The sequence below is a fragment of the Plantactinospora sp. DSM 117369 genome (assembly GCF_053764795.1).
In genome coordinates this window covers 7639061-7657270 of sequence record NZ_CM132446.1, presented here as the reverse complement: position 1 = coordinate 7657270, position 18210 = coordinate 7639061, and the positions used below count along the sequence as shown (strand labels likewise).

At 73.8% G+C, this 18210-nt stretch carries 16 protein-coding genes; 12 read left to right on the top strand and 4 right to left on the bottom strand.

Going from position 1 to position 18210, the window contains the following annotated elements:
• Positions 1-111: 111 nt before the first annotated feature.
• The 3 genes from ACSMXO_RS32495 to ACSMXO_RS32485 all read left to right on the top strand — a co-directional run bounded on the left by ACSMXO_RS32495 (position 112) and on the right by ACSMXO_RS32485 (position 6979).
• Positions 112-1836 (top strand): AAA family ATPase, encoded by a 1725-nt coding sequence (locus ACSMXO_RS32495; protein WP_455415034.1) that lies wholly within the window; start codon positions 112-114, stop codon positions 1834-1836.
• A 330-nt stretch (positions 1837-2166) separates the two neighbouring features.
• Positions 2167-5706: a DNA polymerase III subunit alpha gene (gene dnaE / locus ACSMXO_RS32490; protein ID WP_455415033.1), complete on the top strand. Its 3540-nt coding sequence runs from the start codon at positions 2167-2169 to the stop codon at positions 5704-5706.
• Positions 5707-6169: 463 nt separating this feature from the next.
• On the top strand, positions 6170-6979 hold the full coding sequence (locus tag ACSMXO_RS32485) for a DUF2567 domain-containing protein (protein WP_455419362.1): 810 nt from the start codon (positions 6170-6172) through the stop codon (positions 6977-6979).
• Here the strand turns inward: ACSMXO_RS32485 and ACSMXO_RS32480 are convergent.
• Entirely contained in the window at positions 6894-7652 is a 759-nt protein-coding gene (locus ACSMXO_RS32480; protein WP_346262509.1) for an LON peptidase substrate-binding domain-containing protein, read from the bottom strand. The two genes, ACSMXO_RS32485 and ACSMXO_RS32480, sit on opposite strands and share 86 nt — an antisense overlap.
• A 152-nt stretch (positions 7653-7804) precedes the next feature.
• Between ACSMXO_RS32480 and hisD the strand changes: the two genes are divergently transcribed.
• The 8 genes from hisD to hisF all read left to right on the top strand — a co-directional run bounded on the left by hisD (position 7805) and on the right by hisF (position 13825).
• Complete coding sequence (gene hisD / locus ACSMXO_RS32475) at positions 7805-9139, top strand: histidinol dehydrogenase (protein ID WP_455415032.1); 1335 nt, start codon at positions 7805-7807, stop codon at positions 9137-9139.
• A complete protein-coding gene (locus tag ACSMXO_RS32470; protein ID WP_455415031.1) occupies positions 9136-10290 on the top strand; it encodes a histidinol-phosphate transaminase in 1155 nt (384 codons plus the stop codon). The genes hisD and ACSMXO_RS32470 overlap by 4 nt, the downstream gene beginning before the upstream one ends.
• 71 nt (positions 10291-10361) lie before the next feature.
• The gene (gene hisB / locus ACSMXO_RS32465) at positions 10362-10973 is read left to right on the top strand and encodes an imidazoleglycerol-phosphate dehydratase HisB (protein ID WP_455415030.1); all 612 of its coding nucleotides are present in this window, start codon (positions 10362-10364) and stop codon (positions 10971-10973) included.
• The gene (locus ACSMXO_RS32460; protein ID WP_318394456.1) at positions 10973-11146 is read left to right on the top strand and encodes a hypothetical protein; all 174 of its coding nucleotides are present in this window, start codon (positions 10973-10975) and stop codon (positions 11144-11146) included. Before hisB ends, ACSMXO_RS32460 begins: the two co-directional genes overlap by 1 nt.
• Positions 11143-11784, top strand: coding sequence for an imidazole glycerol phosphate synthase subunit HisH (gene hisH, locus ACSMXO_RS32455; protein ID WP_346262513.1), 642 nt, complete (start codon positions 11143-11145; stop codon positions 11782-11784). The genes ACSMXO_RS32460 and hisH overlap by 4 nt, the downstream gene beginning before the upstream one ends.
• A 55-nt stretch (positions 11785-11839) precedes the next feature.
• A complete protein-coding gene (locus ACSMXO_RS32450) occupies positions 11840-12166 on the top strand; it encodes a hypothetical protein (protein ID WP_346262514.1) in 327 nt (108 codons plus the stop codon).
• A gap of 128 nt (positions 12167-12294) precedes the next feature.
• Positions 12295-13020, top strand: a complete 726-nt coding sequence (gene priA / locus ACSMXO_RS32445; protein WP_432879659.1) for a bifunctional 1-(5-phosphoribosyl)-5-((5-phosphoribosylamino)methylideneamino)imidazole-4-carboxamide isomerase/phosphoribosylanthranilate isomerase PriA — start codon at positions 12295-12297, stop codon at positions 13018-13020.
• Between the two features lie 34 nt (positions 13021-13054).
• Positions 13055-13825: an imidazole glycerol phosphate synthase subunit HisF gene (gene hisF, locus ACSMXO_RS32440; RefSeq protein WP_455415029.1), complete on the top strand. Its 771-nt coding sequence runs from the start codon at positions 13055-13057 to the stop codon at positions 13823-13825.
• Between the two features lie 177 nt (positions 13826-14002).
• Here hisF and ACSMXO_RS32435 read toward each other — a convergent pair whose 3' ends face one another.
• The 3 genes from ACSMXO_RS32435 to yczE form a co-directional block, all read right to left on the bottom strand.
• Positions 14003-15022 carry a carboxymuconolactone decarboxylase family protein gene (locus ACSMXO_RS32435; RefSeq protein ID WP_455415028.1) on the bottom strand — a complete coding sequence of 340 codons (1020 nt, stop codon included), beginning with the start codon at positions 15020-15022 and terminating at the stop codon, positions 14003-14005.
• Positions 15023-15352: 330 nt separating this feature from the next.
• Positions 15353-15808, bottom strand: coding sequence for a hypothetical protein (locus tag ACSMXO_RS32430; RefSeq protein ID WP_318394461.1), 456 nt, complete (start codon positions 15806-15808; stop codon positions 15353-15355).
• 183 nt (positions 15809-15991) lie between these two features.
• On the bottom strand, positions 15992-16657 hold the full coding sequence (gene yczE / locus ACSMXO_RS32425; protein WP_346262518.1) for a membrane protein YczE: 666 nt from the start codon (positions 16655-16657) through the stop codon (positions 15992-15994).
• 59 nt (positions 16658-16716) lie between these two features.
• On the opposite strand from yczE, the gene yczR reads away from it, so the two are divergent.
• Positions 16717-18174 carry a MocR-like transcription factor YczR gene (gene yczR / locus ACSMXO_RS32420; RefSeq protein ID WP_455415027.1) on the top strand — a complete coding sequence of 486 codons (1458 nt, stop codon included), beginning with the start codon at positions 16717-16719 and terminating at the stop codon, positions 18172-18174.
• Positions 18175-18210: the final 36 nt, after the last annotated feature.

Here is an 18210-nt window from a genome sequence, read left to right as displayed (position 1 = left end):
CTGCGACGGCGGGCACGCCGACGGTGGTGGATGCGCTCCTAAGGTGGCCCGAATAGGGTTTGCTTCGTAGCCTGTCAGGGCGGGGACCGATGGTGCTGGGAGGGGCGAGCCGTGGACGGCACCGAGACCGGCTGGGGCCGGCCGGCGGAATCAGCGCCGCGTTGGCGTGCGCTGCTCGACCGGGCCCTGCACGGTGGCCGGACCGACGAGCAGCAGGTTCTCGACGAACGACCCGGGTCCGAACCGGCCGTCGAGGGCGGCCACGCCGCCGGCCGGTTCGCCGGCAACGGCTATCCCGGCAGGCCGGAGGCGGAGCCCCGGACGTCCACTCCCGGCCACCCCGCCGCGCCCGGATATCCGCCCGCGCCCGGATACGGCGGTGCCGCGGGCGGCCATCCGAGCGAGTCCCGCTACGCCGCGCTGGAGAACGGCTACCGGCCCGATCCCGGCTTCGGCGCCGGGCGACCGGCCGACTCCGGTTACCGGCCCGGCCCGGGTCATCCCGCCGAGCCGGGCGTCCGGCCCGGCCCGGACTACCGGTCGGGCGCCGACCGGCGGGAGCCCGACCATCCGTCCGGCGGCTACCGGCCCGACCTCGGCTACCGGCCCGACCCCGGCCACCGGCCCGAGCCGATGGAGCCCTACCGGCCCGAACCGGCCGGCCCGGACTATCCGGGCGAGTCCCGCTACGCGGCGCTCGGCAGCGGCTACCAGCCTCCGCCGCCGGTGGTGCCGGCGCCGCGTCCGGCCCTGCCCGGCCCGCCGACCCCGGCCCGCCGCCCCGACCCGGGGGCCGCGCCGGCCCTGCCGCAGCGGGCGGTGCCGCCCCCCGCCACCGGTCGGTCGCTGCCGGCGCCGCGTACCTCGCTGGCGCCGCCGGCCGCTCCGCCCATGGCCCCGCCGGCCGGCCCGGCACCGGCGCATCCGCCGGCCGCCGGGTATCCGGCGGCGGACGTCGGGTACGCCCCGGTGGCCCGCCGGGCCAGCGTCGATCCCTATCCGAGCCGGCAACAGCGGTCGGCCGACCCCGAGGTGGAACGCGCCCGCAACGTGCTCCGCCGCGAACTCGGCTCACCCCGGGTGGTCGCCTTCGCCAACCCGAAGGGCGGGGTGCACAAGACCACGGCGACGGTGCTGGCCGCCGCGACGGTGGGCAGCGTACGCGGCCGTGGCGTACTGGCCTGGGACGACAACGAACTGCGCGGCACCCTCGGCCTGCGGGCCGGCAGCGCCCGGCACGCCCGGACGATCCGGCACCTGGTCGCCGACCTGATCCAGATCGAGGCGCTGCCGAGCAACCAGCTGATCGACCGGCTCGACGACTATCTCCGGCACGCCTCCGACGGCTCGTACGACGTGCTGGCCGGCGAGGAGAGCCCCCGGTTCGCCCAGCGCCTCGACCAGCACACCGTCCGGCGGGTGCTGGAGCTGCTCCGCCGCACCCACGACGTGATCTGCGTGGACACCGGCAACAACGTGGAGAGCTCCAACTGGCAGACGGTGCTGCGCGCCGCCGACCAGCTGGTGGTCACCACGGTGCCCCGGGAGGACGCCGCGTTCACCGCCGACTGGATGCTCGACCTGCTGCACGACATCGGGATGAGCGAGCTGGCGGACAACGCGGTCACCCTGCTCTCCTGCCCGACCCCGGGCCGGTCTCCGCTGCTCGACGACCTGTTGCGGCACTTCGCCACCCGGACCCGTGCGGTGGCGGTGGTGCCGTACGACCCGGCGCTGGAGACCGGCTCGTCGATCGAGTACGCCCACCTGGCGCAGGAGACCCGGGACGCCTGGCTCCAGGCGGCGTCGATGATGCTGGAGCCGTTCGCCCGCTGACCCGGCACCGTGCCGTCCGGATGTGGTCCGGTCGCCGGTCTGGCCGGGACGAACCGGTCGGAGGACCGGCCCGGAGACGGAATGTGGGACAGCTCGCCCGGACGGGTGTCAAGCCTGGAGACCGCGCGGCCCGGGGACTAGGCTCGGGGGCCGGCGGTCGCGCGTCGGGGTACGCGCCCTGCCGTCGGGGCACGGATCGTGCCGTCCGGCCTGCGCTCGCCAGGCGCTGCGTGGTGCCGTGTGGGGGATGCGTCGCTGGGTGACCGGCAGCCGCCGTCGACCATTCGTCGGCGGGCCGGCCGGCGGCCGCGTGAGGGAAGGGGGCCCTGGGTGTCTGACTCGTTCGTGCACCTGCATGTGCACACCGAGTATTCGATGCTCGACGGGGCCGCCCGGCTCAAGGAGTTGTTCGCCGAGACCGACCGGCTGGGCATGCCGGCGCTGGCCATGACCGACCACGGCAACCTCTTCGGCGCGTACGACTTCCACAAGCAGGCCACGGCCGCCGGAGTGAAGCCGATCATCGGCAGCGAGATGTACCTGACGCCGGGGACCGACCGGCGGGAGCGGACCCGGGTTCGGTGGGCGGACGGTGGCGAGAACGACGTCTCCGGCGGTGGCGCGTACACCCACATGACCATGCTGGCGGGGGACGCCGACGGGCTGCGCAACCTGTTCCGGTTGCAGTCCCGGGCCAGCCTGGAGGGTTACTACTTCAAGCCGCGGGCCGACCGGGAGCTGCTGCACCAGTACGGCAAGGGGATCATCGCCACCACCGGCTGCCCGTCGGGTGAGGTGCAGACCTGGCTGCGGATCGGGAACTTCGACAAGGCGTGCGAGTCGGCGGCGGAGTTCCGGGACATCTTCGGGGCGGAGAACTACTACCTGGAGGTGATGGACCACGGGCTCGACATCGAGACCCGGATCCGCCAGGACCTGATCCGGCTGGGCAAGAAGCTCAACCTGAAGCCGGTGGCCACCAACGACCTGCACTACACGTACGAGAAGGACGCGGACGCGCACGAGGTGCTGCTCTGCGTGCAGTCCGGCTCGACGCTGGCCGACCCGAAGCGGTTCAAGTTCGACGCCCGGGACTTCTACCTGAAGTCGCCGGCCGAGATGCGCGCGCTGTGGGACTCGGAGGTGCCGGGGGCCTGCGACAGCACGTTGGAGATCGCGGAGCGGATCGGCGACTACTCCGAGCTGTTCGCGCCGCGCAACCTGATGCCGCAGTTCCCGGTGCCGGCGGGGGAGACCGAGGAGACCTTCCTGCGCAAGGAGGTGATGCGCGGGCTGGAGCGGCGGTTCCCGGGCGGGGTGCCGGAGGACCGGCGCCGGCAGGCCGAGTACGAGCTCGACGTCATCCTCAAGATGGGCTTCCCGGGTTACTTCCTGGTCGTCGCCGACCTGGTCGCGTACGCGAAGCGGGAGGGGATCCGGGTCGGGCCGGGGCGTGGTTCGGCGGCGGGTGCGCTGATCGCGTACGCGCTCGGCATCACCGAGCTGGACCCGATGGCGCACGGCCTGCTCTTCGAGCGGTTCCTCAACCCGGATCGCGTGTCGATGCCCGACATCGACATGGACTTCGACGAGCGTAGGCGCGGCGACATGATCCGTTACGCCACGGAGAAGTACGGCGAGGAGCGGGTCGCGCAGATCATCACGTACGGCACGATCAAGGCCAAGGCGGCGATCAAGGACGCGGCCCGGGTCCTCGGTTATCCGTTCGCGATGGGTGACCGGATCACCAAAGCGATGCCCCCGGCGGTGATGGGCAAGGACATCCCGCTCGGCGGCATCTTCGACCCGAGCCACCCGCGCTACCAGGAGGCTGCCGAGTTCCGGCAGCTCTACGACGGTGACGGCGAGGTACGCAAGGTCGTCGACACCGCCAAGGGTCTGGAGGGGCTGAAGCGGCAGTGGGGGGTGCACGCGGCCGGCGTGATCCTGTCCCGGGATCCGCTGGTGGACGTGCTGCCGATCCAGAAGCGGGAGCAGGACGGCTCGATCATCACCCAGTGGGACATGGGTGCCTGCGAGACCATCGGTCTGCTCAAGATGGACTTCCTGGGCCTGCGCAACCTGACCATCATGGACGACGCGCTGGAGGCCATCCGGGAGAACCGGGGCGAGGACCTAGTCCTGGAGGACCTGCCGCTGGACGACAAGGCGACGTACGCGCTGCTCGGCCGGGGCGACACCCTGGGGGTGTTCCAGTTCGACGGCGGTCCGATGCGGGCGCTGCTGCGGTCGATGGCGCCGGACAACTTCGAGGACATCTCCGCGGTCGGCGCGCTCTACCGGCCCGGCCCGATGGGTGCGAACGCGCACAACGAGTACGCCGACCGCAAGAACAACCGCAAGCCGGTGGTGCCGATCCACCCCGAACTCGCCGAGTCCCTGGAAGAGATCCTGGGCGACACCTACGGGCTGATCGTCTACCAGGAGCAGGTCATGGCGATCGCGCAGAAGGTGGCCGGCTACTCGCTCGGCAAGGCCGACCTGCTGCGCCGGGCGATGGGCAAGAAGAAGAAGGAGATCCTCGACAAGGAGTTCGCGCCGTTCGCCGCCGGCATGAAGGACAACGGCTACAGCGACGCGGCGATCAAGACGCTCTGGGACATCCTGGTCCCGTTCTCCGACTACGCCTTCAACAAGGCGCACAGCGCCGCGTACGGGGTGGTCTCCTACTGGACCGCCTACCTGAAGGCGAACTATCCGGCGGAGTACATGAGCGCGCTGCTCACCTCCGTCGGCGACGACAAGGACAAGTCGGCGGTCTATCTGGCCGAGTGCCGGCGGATGGGCATCAAGGTGCTGCCGCCGGACGTCAACGAGTCCAGCGCCCGGTTCGCCGCGGTCGGCCAGGACATCCGGTTCGGGCTGGCCGCCGTCCGCAACGTCGGCGCGAACGTGGTCGAGTCGATCCGGCGGGCCCGCAAGGAGAAGGGCAATTTCACCGACTTCTACGACTATCTGCGCAAGGTCGACGCGGTGGCCTGCAACAAGAAGACCGTCGAATCGCTGATCAAGGCGGGTGCGTTCGACTCGCTGGGGCACACCCGCAAGGGGCTGCTCGCCGTGCACACCGACGCGATCGACTCGTTCATCGCGCTCAAGCGCAACGAGGCGGTCGGCCAGTACGACCTCTTCGGCGACGCGTTCGGCGGCGGTGGTGACGGCGGCGCCGGTGGCGGCATGGTGGTGACCCCGCCGATCCCGACCGGCGAGTGGGACAAGACCGACCTGCTCACCTTCGAACGCGAGATGCTGGGCCTCTACGTCTCCGACCATCCGCTCTTCGGCGTCGAGCACGTCCTCGCCGCCGCCGCCGACATGTCCATCGCGGCGCTCGCCGAGGAGGGCGGGGTCGCCGACGGGCAGGTGGTCAACCTGGCCGGCATCCTCTCGGGGGTGCAGCGCCGGATCACCAAGCAGGGCCGGGCCTGGGCCTCGGCCACCCTGGAGGATCTCGGCGGCGCGGTCGAGGTGCTCTTCTTCCCGAACACCTACGAGCTGGTCGGGCAGTACATCGCCGAGGACGCGATCGTGGTGGTCAAGGGCCGGGTCGACCGGCGCGACGATCAGCCCCGGCTGATGGCGATGGACCTGTCGATGCCCGAGATCACCGCGGCGGACGAGGTCAAGCCGGTGGTACTGGCCCTGCCGCCGTCCCGCTGCACGCCGCCCCTGGTGGAACGGCTGCGCGAGGTGCTGACCAGCCATCCCGGCTCGGCCGAGGTGCACGTCAAACTCGTCAACGGCTCCCGGGCCACCCTGCTGCGGCTCAGCCCGCTCCGGGTCGCTCCGACCACCGCGCTGATGGCCGACCTCAAGGCGCTGCTCGGGCCGAGCGCCGTGGCGGGCTGAGCCGCGCCGGGCCGCGCCGACGACCCCCGGCCCGGGACCGCACCAGGCAGCGTCGGCTGGGACAGCATCCAGGCAGCGTCGGCCGGGACAGCATCCAGGCAGCGTCGGCCGGGACAGCGTCGGGCAGCGTCGGCCGTGTTGGTGCCGGGCTACCGGATTGCGGGCCAGTGCTCCGGCGGGTAAGACCAGGACTCGTCCCGGCACCGCGCGGCGAAGCGGTAACCCACCCAGACGCCGCACGGTCCACGCGCAGCGTGGAGGGAATCTCCGCCCTTCAGAGCGGAGCGGACCTCAACTCCGGGTCGGGCCTCCGGAGGGTGGCCGGGCCTGAGAGGATCATCTCGTGAGTCCGGCAACCTCCCCTTCCGACGGCCCACTCGGCGACGGCGACCACGGGGGTCCCGGCGTACCGTCGGCACCCCCTCCGGCAGCCCCGATCCCACCGTACGGCGGCTCCGCCGGGGTGGCGCCGGGTACGCCCACCGGCCCCGGCCCGGGTACGCCGGGCTCGCCGGCCGCAGTGGGGCCGGGCGTGGACCCGCTGGCCTGGTCCGGGCCGGATCCGGTCCCCCCGAACGGCACCTGGCCGGGCCCGCCCGGAGGCGCCCCGCCGGCCGCCGGTCCCCGCGCCCGCCGCCTGTTCCGGGGCGGGGCGGCCAACGTCGGGACGCTGCTGGTGTTGATCCTGCTGGGAATACCGTTCGGCCTGGTCTGGTCGGCCGTGTCGCCGGGTGTGCCGGTGGTGCAGACCGAGGACGGCGCGCTGCTGGCCGCACCGCAGCCGGAGGAGTTCATCGCCGCCGACGGCTGGTTCAGCGTGCTCGGGTTCGGTCTCGGCGTGCTGGCCGCGATCGCGATGTGGCTGGTGTTGCGCCGCCACCGAGGCCCGGTCGGGATGCTGGTGGTGGTGCTCGGCATGCTCGGCGCCGCCGTACTGGCCTGGCAGCTCGGCCGGCAGATCGGCCTGTCCGGCTACGAGCGGCTGCTGGCCAGCGCCCCACCCGGGGCGACGTTCAGCAAGCCGCCGGACCTGCACGGCGGGCAGTACGACCTGCTGCTCGGGTTTATCCCCACCATCGGGGACCTGCTGGTGCCGGCGTTCGGCGCCGCGGTGATGTACACCCTGCTGGCCGGCTGGTCCCGGTATCCGGGACTGCGGCCCGAGGCCGAGCCGGCGCCCCGGCCGCTCAGTTGGGACTTGCCGGTACCGCCAGCTCCGTCAGCGGCACCGGCACCGCCCGTACCTGACGCAGCAGAGCCGCCTCGCGATTGAGCAGCCGGAGTTCCGCGCTCAGCCGGCCGGCGGTGTCGGGCGTCGCCAGCAGCCGCTGCCGGTCGGTGAGGGTGAGCGCGGCGGTCGCGGCCACCAGGTGCGACAGCACGGTGGGGTCGTCCGGCAACTGCTCGGAGATCTCCTCCGGGTCGTCCCGGACCAGGGTGAGGTAGCGCCGGAAGACCGCCAGCACCCGGGGCGCCAGCAGGTCGGCGAGCTGCTCCTGCCCGGCCGGCTCGGGCAGCCACTCCACCGCGGCGGTCAGGTACGGGGTGGAGCTCTCCTCCACGTGAGCGATCCGGAACCGGCGGCGGCCGACGGTGACCACGTCCAGCCGGCCGTCCGGTAGCTCGGTCACCTGCCGGAGTTCGGCGGTGCAGCCGACCTCGTGCAGGGTGACCGGCGGACCGTCCGGGCGCCGGTCGGTCAGCTCCGGCTGGCCCGACCGCGGCTCCGACTCGGCGCTGCGGGACTCCGGCTCGGGGCCGGCGGAGACCGACGCCGGCCCGCCGCTGCGGATGGCCACCACGCCGAACTCCCGGGGCATGCCCTCCGGCAGGCCGCGCAGGTGCCGCATCAACTCGAGATAGCGCGCCTCGAAAATGTGCAACGGCAGGACCAGACCGGGAAAGAGCACCGTCCCGAGCGGAAACACCGGCAGCCGCGCGTCCACCCGCCGAGCCTAGCCCGTCGGTACCGGCGGTGAACCGCCCCGCCCGGCCGATCGTTCCGCCGTCTCGGCCGTTTCGTCGGGTGGCCCGGGTCACCGTCCCGCCGGCTGGGCGGACGCGGACCGGTCGGTGGGTGCCGAATAGACTGCCAAGGGTGTTGAACCGGATCGACCTGCGCGGTGGTTGGCGCGACCCGCGCGCCCTGCTGCCCCGTGCCCAGCTTGACGTCTCCGTGGCGGTGGAGAAGATCCGCCCGATCGTGGAGGCGGTCCGCGAGCATGGTTTCCCGGCGATCCAGGACGCCACACATCGGCTCGACGGCCTGCGGCTGGACCGGTTCCGGGTCCCGGTCGAGGCGATCACCGAGGCCGAGTCGACGCTGGAGCCGGAGGTCCGGGCCGCGCTGGTCGAGGTGATCGACCGGGCCCGCCGGGTGCACGCCGACCAGCGGCGGGCCGACGTGACCACCGAGGTGGTCCCGGGCGGCAGCGTCACCGAGCGCTGGGTCCCGGTCGACCGGGTCGGGCTCTACGTCCCCGGCGGCCTCGCCATGTATCCCTCGACCGTGGTGATGAACGTGGTGCCGGCCCAGGCGGCCGGCGTCCGCTCGCTGGTGGTGGCGAGCCCGCCGCAGCAGGAGTTCGGCGGCCTGCCCGACGCTCGGGTGCTGGCCGCGTGCGCGCTGCTCGGCGTCGACGAGGTGTACTCGGTCGGCGGAGCCCAGGCGGTCGCCATGCTGGCGTACGGGTCGGACACGGACGCCGACGGGCAGACCCGGTGCGAGCCGGTCGACATGATCACCGGTCCGGGCAACATCTGGGTCACCGCCGCCAAGCGGCTGCTCCGTGGCGTGGTCGGGATCGACGCCGAGGCCGGCCCGACCGAGATCGCCGTACTCGCCGACGAGACCGCCGACCCGGTGCACGTGGCGGCCGATCTGATCAGCCAGGCCGAGCACGATCCACTTGCCGCGAGCGTGCTGGTCACGCCGTCGGTGGCGCTGGTCGAGGCGGTCGACCGGGAGCTGCGCCGACAGGTGCCCCAGGCCAAGCACGCCGATCGGATCGGCACCGCGCTCGGCGGGCGGCAGAGCGGGGCGGTGCTGGTCGACGACCTGGCGGCGGGGCTGCGGGTGGTCGACCTCTACGCCGCCGAGCACCTGGAGATCCAGACTCGGGACGCCCGCGCCTGGGCGATGCGGGTACGCAACGCCGGGGCGATCTTCGTCGGCCCGTACGCGCCGGTGTCGCTCGGCGACTACTGCGCCGGCTCCAACCACGTGCTGCCGACCGGCGGCTGCGCCCGGCACTCCTCGGGACTCTCGGTGCAGTCCTTCCTGCGCGGCATCCACATCGTGGAATACGACGAGGCGGCGCTCCGGGACGCCGCCCGGCACGTGGTGGCGCTGGCGGGCGTGGAGGACCTGCCCGCGCACGGCGAGGCGGTCCGGGTCCGGTTCCCGGAGCGCACCGACGGGACGGCGACGTGACCTCGCTTTCCGACCTGCCGATCCGGGACGATCTGCGCGGGCGCAGCCCGTACGGGGCGCCGCAGCTCGACGTGCCGGTGCGGCTGAACACCAACGAGAACTCCTACCCGCTGCCGGAGCCGGTGGTGGAGGCGATCGGCAAGGCGGTCGCGGCCGAGCTGCGGGACCTGAACCGCTATCCCGACCGGGACGCGGTGGCGCTCCGGGCCGACCTCGCCGACTATCTCGGGCACGGGCTGGGCACCGCCCACGTCTGGGCGGCGAACGGCTCCAACGAGGTCCAGCAGCAACTGTTCCAGGTCTTCGGCGGGCCGGGGCGGACGGCGCTCGGCTTCACCCCGGCGTACTCGATGCATCCGCTGCTCGCCACCGGCACCGGCACGACCTGGCGGGACGGCAACCGGGGTGCCGATTTCGGGCTGACCGCCGCCGACGCCGTGGCGCAGGTCCGCCGGCACCGGCCGGACCTGGTCTTCCTCTGTTCGCCGAACAACCCGACCGGCACGGCGCTGGACCCGGCGGTGCTGGACGCGGTGCTGGCCGAGGCGCCCGGGATGGTGGTGGTGGACGAGGCGTACGCCGAGTTCGCCCGCCCCGGCACCCCGACCGCGCTGGCCCTGCTGCCCGGCCACCCCCGGCTGGTGGTGACCCGGACCATGAGCAAGGCGTTCGGCTTCGCCGGCGGGCGGCTCGGCTACCTCGCCGCCGATCCGGCGGTGGTGGACGCGGTGCAGCTCGTCCGGCTGCCCTACCATCTGTCGGCGCTCACCCAGGCCGCCGCCCGGGCGGCGCTGGCACACCGGGACCTGCTGCTCGGCACCGTCGAGGTGATCAAGGAGCAGCGGGACCGGATCGTGGCCGGCCTGCGGTCGCGCGGCCGGGCGGTCGCCGACAGCGACGCCAACTTCGTGCTCTTCGAGGTCGGCGGCGACCAGCGGGTGGCCTGGCGGGCCCTGCTCGACCACGGCGTGCTGGTCCGCGACGTCGGGCTGCCCGGCTGGCTCCGGGTCACCGCCGGCATGCCGCAGGAGACCGACGCCTTCCTCGCCGCCATAGAATCGGTGCGGACCGGCTCCGACTCCGCCCCGGCCGGTTCCGACGCGCCATCGGCGGCCACCGGCCCGGCGCCGACCGACTCCGGGACGGCGTGATGCGTTACCGATCAGCAGGTCGGCCGACCCGGACAACCGGTCGGCCGCCCCGGACAGCGAAAGGTCCTACCGTGAGCAGAACCGCCCGGGTCGAGCGGACCACGGCCGAGACCAAGGTGCTGGTCGAGTTGGATCTCGACGGCTCCGGACAGGCCGACATCACCACCGGGGTCGGTTTCTACGACCACATGCTCCACCAGATCGCCCGGCACGGCGGTTTCGACCTGACCGTGCACACGGTCGGCGATCTGGAGATCGACGCCCACCACACCATCGAGGACACCTCGCTGGCCCTCGGCACCGCCTTCGCCCAGGCACTCGGCGACAAGATCGGCATTCGGCGGTACGGTTCGGCCACCATCCCGATGGACGAGGTGCTGGTGCGGGCCGCCGTCGACCTCTCCGGCCGGCCCTACGTGGTGCACGACGAGCCGGCGCTCGCCCCGTACATCGGGCCGGTCTATCCGACCAGCATGACCCGGCACATCTGGGAGTCCTTCGGCCAGTCCGCCCGGCTCACCCTGCACGTCTCGGTGCTCCGGGCCGCCCGACCGGGCGGGCACCCGGACGCGCACCACGTGGTGGAGGGGCAGTTCAAGGCGGTGGCTCGGGCGTTGCGCGAGGCGGTCGCGGTCGACCCGCGCTCGGCCGGAGCGGTGCCGAGCACCAAGGGGCTGCTCTGATGGACACCGTCCTGCCGGTGGTGCTCTTCGCGCTGGGCGGTGTGCTGATCGGTGGTGCCTGGTCGCTGCACCGGCAGGGTGCCCCGCAGCGGGTGCTCTGGATCGTCGGCCTGCTGGCCGTGCTCGCCACCGCCGGTGGCGTGCTCTGGCTCGTACCCGGAGAGGGCGGATGACCGCCGACCGGTCGGCGCCGCCCCGGGTGGTGGTGCTCGACTACGGCTCGGGCAACCTGCGCTCCGCGCAGCGTGCGGTGGCCCGGGCCGGCGCCGAGGTGACGGTCACCGACGACCTCGACGCGGCGGCCACCGCCGACGGTCTGGTGGTGCCCGGCGTCGGCGCCTTCGCCGCCTGCATGGCCGGGATCGACGCGCTGCGGGCCGGTCCGGTGATCGCCGAGCGGGTCGCCGCGGGCCGCCCGGTGCTGGGCATCTGCGTCGGCATGCAGATCCTCTTCGAGTACGGCGAGGAGCACGGCGTCGCCACCTTGGGGCTCGGCCTGCTGCCCGGCGGGGTGACCGGGCTGGCCGCCCAGCGGGTGCCGCACATGGGCTGGAACACCGTCGCACCGCCGCCCGGGTCCCGGCTCTTCGCCGGCCTGCCGGCCGACGCCCGGTTCTACTTCGTGCACTCCTACGCCCCGACCGACGCGGCCGGACTGGCCGCCGCCGGTGCGCTGCCGACCACCGCCGAGCACGGTGGACGGTTCGTGGCGGCGGTGGAGCGCGGGCCGCTGTCGGCCGCCCAGTTCCATCCGGAGAAGTCCGCCGAGGCCGGCCGGCTCCTGCTGCGCAACTGGCTGGCCACGCTGTGACCGCGCCCCGGACCGGGGGCGTCCCGGTGGACCGTGCCGGGTCAGGTGTCGCCCGGTGAGCAAGGAACGGGCCCGGCGCCGCGCGGTCCGGCTGGCCGAGGCGGAACGGGAACGGGCCGCCCGGGCCCGGAAGGTGGCCCGCCGCCAGCGCCGGCGTGCCCTGCTGCGCCGGCTCGCCCCGCGACTGCCGGACCGGCGTACCGGGCGGTTGTTCGCGCGGCGCAGCCGGGGCGAGCGGGCCGGAGTGGTCGTACTCTCGGTGGCGGCGGTGATCGGCATCTGGCTGCTCGTCGACGACCTGGCCTTGCGGCTCGGCCTGATCGCGCTGCTGCTACTGGTGCTGCCGGCGGTGGTGGTGATCGCGCTGGGCCGCCGGACCTGAGCCCCGGGCAGATGCCTCCGACCCGTCGATCGCCGTACCGGCCGGACGGCCCGGCCCCGGCCCGCCGCGTTTCCCGCCGACCCGTCGGCCAGTCGACCACCACTCTTTCGCCAACCGAGGAGAGCACGTTGAGCCTGACCCTGCTTCCCGCCGTCGACGTCGCGAACGGCCAGGCGGTCCGCCTGGTCCAGGGCGCCGCCGGCAGTGAGACCAGCTACGGCGAGCCGCTGGAGGCGGCCCTGGCCTGGCAGCGCGACGGCGCCGACTGGATCCACCTGGTCGACCTCGACGCCGCGTTCGGCCGGGGCTCGAACGCCGAACTGCTGGCCGAGGTGGTCGGCCGGCTCGACGTCTCGGTGGAACTCTCCGGCGGGATCCGGGACGACGGGTCGCTGCGGGCGGCGCTGGCCACCGGGGCGGCCCGGGTCAACATCGGCACCGCCGCCCTGGAGGACCCGCAGTGGTGCGACCGGGTCGTCGGCGAGTACGGCGACCGGGTGGCGATCGGGCTGGACGTGCGCGGCCGTACCCTGTCGGCCCGGGGCTGGACCCGGGACGGCGGCGACCTGTTCGAGGTGCTGGAGCGGCTCGACAAGGCGGGCGCGGCGCGGTACGTGGTGACCGACATCACCAAGGACGGCACGATGCGCGGGCCCAACCTCGACCTGCTGCGCGAGGTCTGCGCCCGTACCGATGCCCCGGTGATCGCCTCCGGCGGCGTCTCGACCCTGGACGACCTCCGGGCGCTCGCCACGCTGGAACCGATCGGGGTGGAGGGCGTGATCGCCGGCAAGGCGCTCTACGCCGGGGCGTTCACCGTGGCCGAGGCCCTCGCCGTGCTGGCGCAGGCGTGACGGCGTGCGTGGCGGCGACGGTTAGGCTCGGGCCATGACGGTGGCGGTACGGGTGATCCCCTGTCTCGACGTGGACGCGGGGCGGGTCGTCAAGGGGGTCAACTTCGTCGACCTGCGGGACGCGGGCGACCCGGTCGAGTTGGCCGCGGCGTACGACGAGGCGGGCGCCGACGAGCTGACCTTCCTCGACGTCACCGCCTCCTCCGACGACCGGGGCACCATGCTCGACGTGGTACGCCGGACCGCCGAGACGGTCTTCATCCCGCTCACCGTCGGCGGCGGCGTACGCCGGGTCGCCGACGTCGACGTACTGCTCCGGGCCGGTGCGGACAAGGTCGGGGTGAACACCGCCGCGATCGCCCGGCCGGAGTTGATCGCCGAGATCGCCGAGCGGTTCGGGCGGCAGGTGCTGGTGCTCTCGCTGGACGTGCGGCGCACCCCCGCCGGCACCAGCACCGAGAGCGGATTCGAGGTGACCACCCACGGCGGCCGGCGTGGCACCGGGATCGACGCGGTCGGCTGGGCTGCCCGGGCCGCCGAGCTGGGCGCCGGGGAGATCCTGCTCAACTCGATGGACGCGGACGGCACCAAGGCCGGATTCGACCTGGAGCTGATCGGCGCGGTGCGGCGGGTGGTGGACGTACCGGTGGTGGCCAGTGGCGGGGCCGGCGCGGTCGCGCACTTCCCGCCGGCGGTGGCGGCCGGCGCCGACGCGGTCCTCGCGGCCAGCGTCTTCCACTTCGGCGAGCTGAGCGTCGGCGAGGTCAAGGACGCGCTGCGCGGCGCCGGGCATCCGGTCCGCTGACCCCGCGCCCGTTCCGCTGCCCCGCCCCTGTCGGTGGACCGCTGGATGCCGGACCGAGCCGGTCGTCTCGACCGGCGGCGGCTACACCTGCCCGCTCGTCGGTGACGTCGCTGCCGTCCGAGTCGGGTGCGAGGGCCGGCCGCTGGGTCGATCGGCAGCCGGCCCGTCGTCCCGAGGTCAGGCGGTGGCCCGGCTGGCCCGGAGGGCGGCGGCCAGCCCGGCCTCGATCTGGCCGACCGCCCGCATCGCGCCGTAGCCGAGCAGGTAGACCGTGCAGTGGTCGGAGAGCCTCGGATCCGTCGCCCGCCACTGCGCCACGTGCTCGTCGGTGAGGGCACCCGGGGCCAGCCCGGCGAGGATCGCCACCCGGGCACCGGCCCGCTCGGCGCCGTCTAGTGTGGACAGCGCCTCGGCGAGCCAGTCGGTGCCGGCGGGCCGGCGCCCGTGGTGCCGGTCGATCGCCCCGGTCACCACCGCCCGGGCCGCCGGGGTGAGCAGGCCGCCGCCCTGCTCGCAGGTGGCGGCCAGCGCGGCGTACGCCTGCCCGACCGGTGCGCCGGCCGCCCAGGCCGGAGGCGTGGCCGTCGGGAGGCCGGCGAGCAGGGCCAGGCTCGTCCCGGTGGCGGCGTCGGAGCGGAGTTCCCGGAGCACCGGGGCGTCCTCGAAGGGTGGTTCGTCGGCCGGGTCGAGGGTGCCGGGACGCAGGTCGGGTGGGAGCAGCGCGAGGGCCATCCGCTGGATGAAGTGGTTGAACAGCGCGGTGCCGACGTACTCGGCCACCGGCCCGGCCGGAGGCGGGAGCAGGCTGCCGGCGGTGCCGGTCGACCGGCTCCAGTCCAGCAGCGCGGCGGCCGCCGGATCCCCGACCGGTTCGCCCCGCTCGGCCGAGTCGGCCAGGTCCGGGCGGCCCAGCGCGCGCAGGATGCCGAGGTGGGCGACCTCGTCGTAGCCGCACCCGTTGACCTGTGCGACTCCGAGCGCCACCAGTGCCTTGTCGACCAGCGGCGCCACTCCGGTGAGCTGGGACTCGCGCATCAGGGCCCAGCCGGCCGCCATGATCTCCGGGGCGGGCGACGCCATCCGGACCGCCGGGCCGATACTGCTGAACTCGGCGTTGACCTGTGCGTAGACCTCGGCCACGATGCCGTCGGCCCGCTCGGGCGGGATCGGGGTGATGTGACGTACGTATGGCGACATCTGTCGGTCCTTCCGGTCGGGACGGTTGCCGCCCAGATCATCGCCACCGGCGTACCGGGAAGTCGTCCGTCGGGGGACGGCAATGTGGACTGCGCCCACGGGCCGACCCGGCTACCGGGGAGCGCCGGGGCGAGCGTCGCGCTACCGCCGGGGTGGTACGGCGGCGCTCCTCCCCCTGCGGTAGCCACCCTCCCGCACGGGCTCCCGCACGCCTTCTGGGCGCGCGTCCGGTCGCCCGGCTGCCCCGGGGCGCGAGGGCGGGAGAGAGGGTCGGAACCGCCGCAGTGTGCGGACGGCAGGCCGGGCTTGCCCGGACGCCGGCTCGGTGGACTACCCGCCGTTCTCCGGTGAGCGGCGCGGCATCGGCAGGGTGAACCGGGCGGCGTACTCCTGCACCGCCGCGGCGTGCTCGTCCTCGGCGAGTTCCCAGTCGTGGCTGCCAGGGGAGTGCCGGCGGGTCAGCACGCCGTGCACCGTCTCGACCGTGGTGGCGAGGCCACCGTGCGGCCGGGTACGCCACAGGTGCTCACCAGCGGAGGTGACCCGGAACCAGCCGTCCGAGACGGTGATCAGCCCGGCGCCCACCAGGCGGCGCACCGCGGCCTCGATCTCGTGGCGGGCCGGAAGCGCCCGGTTGAGATGGTCAGCGGTGGAGAGCACGTCGGCGAGCCGGACACCCTCCGGCCGGCGGGTGCTGCTCGACCGGCGGTGCCGGCCGGCACCGCCGGCGATGATCAGCGATACGAAGATCCATGCGTCGGACCAACGCCATCCCTCATCCCCCATGGGAGAAATGATGCCGTGCCGCGCCATCCGACGGAACCGTTGTGCACCGGTTCATTCCGCCGAACCGGGGCGACCCTCGTTCCACGAGGGATGATCCGGTACAGATCGACGATCTTTTTCCGACCGTGCGCCGCGCTCCGCCGGTACCTGCCTCCCCGGGCGGCGGAACGACTGTGTCGCGGGTCAGCCGGTACCGGCCTCGGCGACCGGTCGGGGTAGATCGCCGGGGTCGGGCCGCGACACCGGCGGCACGGTGAACATCGGGATGAAGGCGTGCACCAGCGGGCCGATGGCGAGGGCGTACGCCACCGTGCCGATCCCGACCTGGCCGCCGAGGGCGAACCCGATCGCCAGTACGGTCAGCTCGATGACCGTGCGGACCAGCCGGAGCGACCGGTGCGGCCGGCGGGCGACGTACCCGGTCATCAGCCCGTCGCGTGGGCCGGGGCCGAGGCGGGCACCGATGTACAGGCCGGTCGCCATCCCGTTGAGCACGATGCCGGCGACCAGCAAGCCGAACCGGGTCGGCAGTGCCTCGACGGTGGGCAGCAGGGCCAGTGCGAGGTCGACGGCGAGCCCGATGACGACGATGTTGCTCACCGTGCCGAGGCCGGGACGCTGCCGCAGCGGGATCCACAGCAGCAGTACCAGGGCGCCGACGGCGATGGTCACGGTGCCGATGGAGGCTCCGGTGAGTTCGGACAGCCCCTGGTGGAAGACGTCCCAGGGGTCGAGCCCGAGGGACGCCTCGACCATCAGCGCCATGCTGACGCCGTAGAGCGTCAGGCCGACGTAGAGCTGTCCGAGACGCCGGGCGAGCCGGTCGCCACGGTTGCCAATTTTTGCCATGCATGCCACTCTGAGGGCCAATCCAGTCGCCATGAAGGGCCAATCGAGGTGAAGTGGCTATGACCAGCCTCGTTCGAGGCGTACAGCTCGGCCGGATGCTCGGGCAGTGGCACGCACTGCCGGGCCGCCGCCGCAGCCCCGACTACGTCGCCCTGGCCGGCGCGGTGCGCGGGCTGCTCGCGGACGGCCGGCTGCCGCTGGGCGTGCGACTGCCGGCCGAGCGCGAACTGGCCGAGGCGCTGCGGGTTAGCCGGACCACCGTCACCGCCGCCTACCGGGAACTGCGGGAGAGCGGGCACCTGAACAGCCGCCGGGGCGCCGGCAGTTGGACCACCCTGCCGGGCGGGCACCGGGTGGCCAGTTCGGGACTCTGGACCCCGCAGGACGACCTGGACATGATCGACCTCGGCTGCGCCGCGCTGGCCGCCCCGGCGGAACTCGCCTCGGCCGCCCGGGGCGCCGCGGAGGACCTGCCGCGCTATCTCGGCGGTGCCGGCTACCACCCGACCGGGATCGTCGAGCTGCGCGCGGCGGTGGCCCGGTCGTACACCGAGCGTGGTCTGGCCACGAGTCCCGAGCAGATCATGGTGACCAACGGGGTGCAGCACGCCCTGGACCTGGTGCTCCGGCTCGCGCTGCCGACCGGCGGCAGCGTACTCGTGGAGTCGCCGACCTATCCCAACGCGCTCGCCGCGCTCGCCGCCCGCCGCGCCCGGATCGCCACCCACGGCCTGGCCACCGAGGGTACGGGCTGGGACGCAGACCTGCTGCTGGGCAGCTTCCGGCAGACCCGGCCCCGGCTCGCCTACCTGATCCCCGAGTTCCAGAATCCCACCGGTCACCTGATGCCGGCCGAGTTGCGCGAGCGGGTGGTGGCGACCGCGCACGCCAGCGGTACCGACCTGGTGGTCGACGAGTCCTTTGTGGACCTCGCGCTGGACGGCGTCGAGGTGCCCCCGCCGACCGCCGTCTTCGACCGGCACTCCCGGGTCGTCACCATCGGCGGGATGAGCAAGCCGTACTGGGGCGGCCTGCGGATCGGCTGGATCCGTGCCTCGGCACCCCAGGTGCAGCGGCTGGCGGCGGCCCGGGTCGGGGTGGACATGGCCGGTCCGGTACTGGACCAACTGGTCGCGGTGCGGCTGCTCGCCGACGCCGAGACGATCGTGGCGGCCCGCCGGGCGCAGTTGACCGCCCAGCGTGACGCCCTGCTGGCCGCGATCCGGGCGGAGCTGCCCAACTGGCGGGTGCGGACTCCGGCCGGCGGGGTGACGCTCTGGGCGGAGCTGGACGGGCCGATCGCCAGCGCGCTCGCCCGGGCGGCCGAGGAGGTCGGGGTACGGCTCGCGCCCGGTCCCCGGTTCGGCCTCGACGGCACCCTGGAACGTTTCCTCCGACTGCCGTTCACGCTGCCCGCCGCCGAGCTGACCGAGGCGGTACGCCGGATCGCGGCGGTCCGCTACGACATCGACCGGGCGGAACGCCCGCTCTGGCGGGAGCCCGTGGTGATCGCCTGAGCGGCGGCGGAACCGGCCGGGCGGCGCACCCTGCCG

Bases quoted from the DNA above. Each gene is read 5' to 3' on its own strand.
- ACSMXO_RS32460 (WP_318394456.1), top strand. From the start codon at position 10,973: ATGGACACCGTCCTGCCGGTGGTGCTCTTCGCGCTGGGCGGTGTGCTG.
- hisH (WP_346262513.1), top strand. From the start codon at position 11,143: ATGACCGCCGACCGGTCGGCGCCGCCCCGGGTGGTGGTGCTCGACTAC.
- hisF (WP_455415029.1), top strand. From the start codon at position 13,055: ATGACGGTGGCGGTACGGGTGATCCCCTGTCTCGACGTGGACGCGGGG.
- ACSMXO_RS32435 (WP_455415028.1), bottom strand. From the start codon at position 15,022: ATGTCGCCATACGTACGTCACATCACCCCGATCCCGCCCGAGCGGGCC.
- ACSMXO_RS32430 (WP_318394461.1), bottom strand. From the start codon at position 15,808: ATGGGGGATGAGGGATGGCGTTGGTCCGACGCATGGATCTTCGTATCG.
- yczE (WP_346262518.1), bottom strand. From the start codon at position 16,657: ATGGCAAAAATTGGCAACCGTGGCGACCGGCTCGCCCGGCGTCTCGGA.
- yczR (WP_455415027.1), top strand. From the start codon at position 16,717: ATGACCAGCCTCGTTCGAGGCGTACAGCTCGGCCGGATGCTCGGGCAG.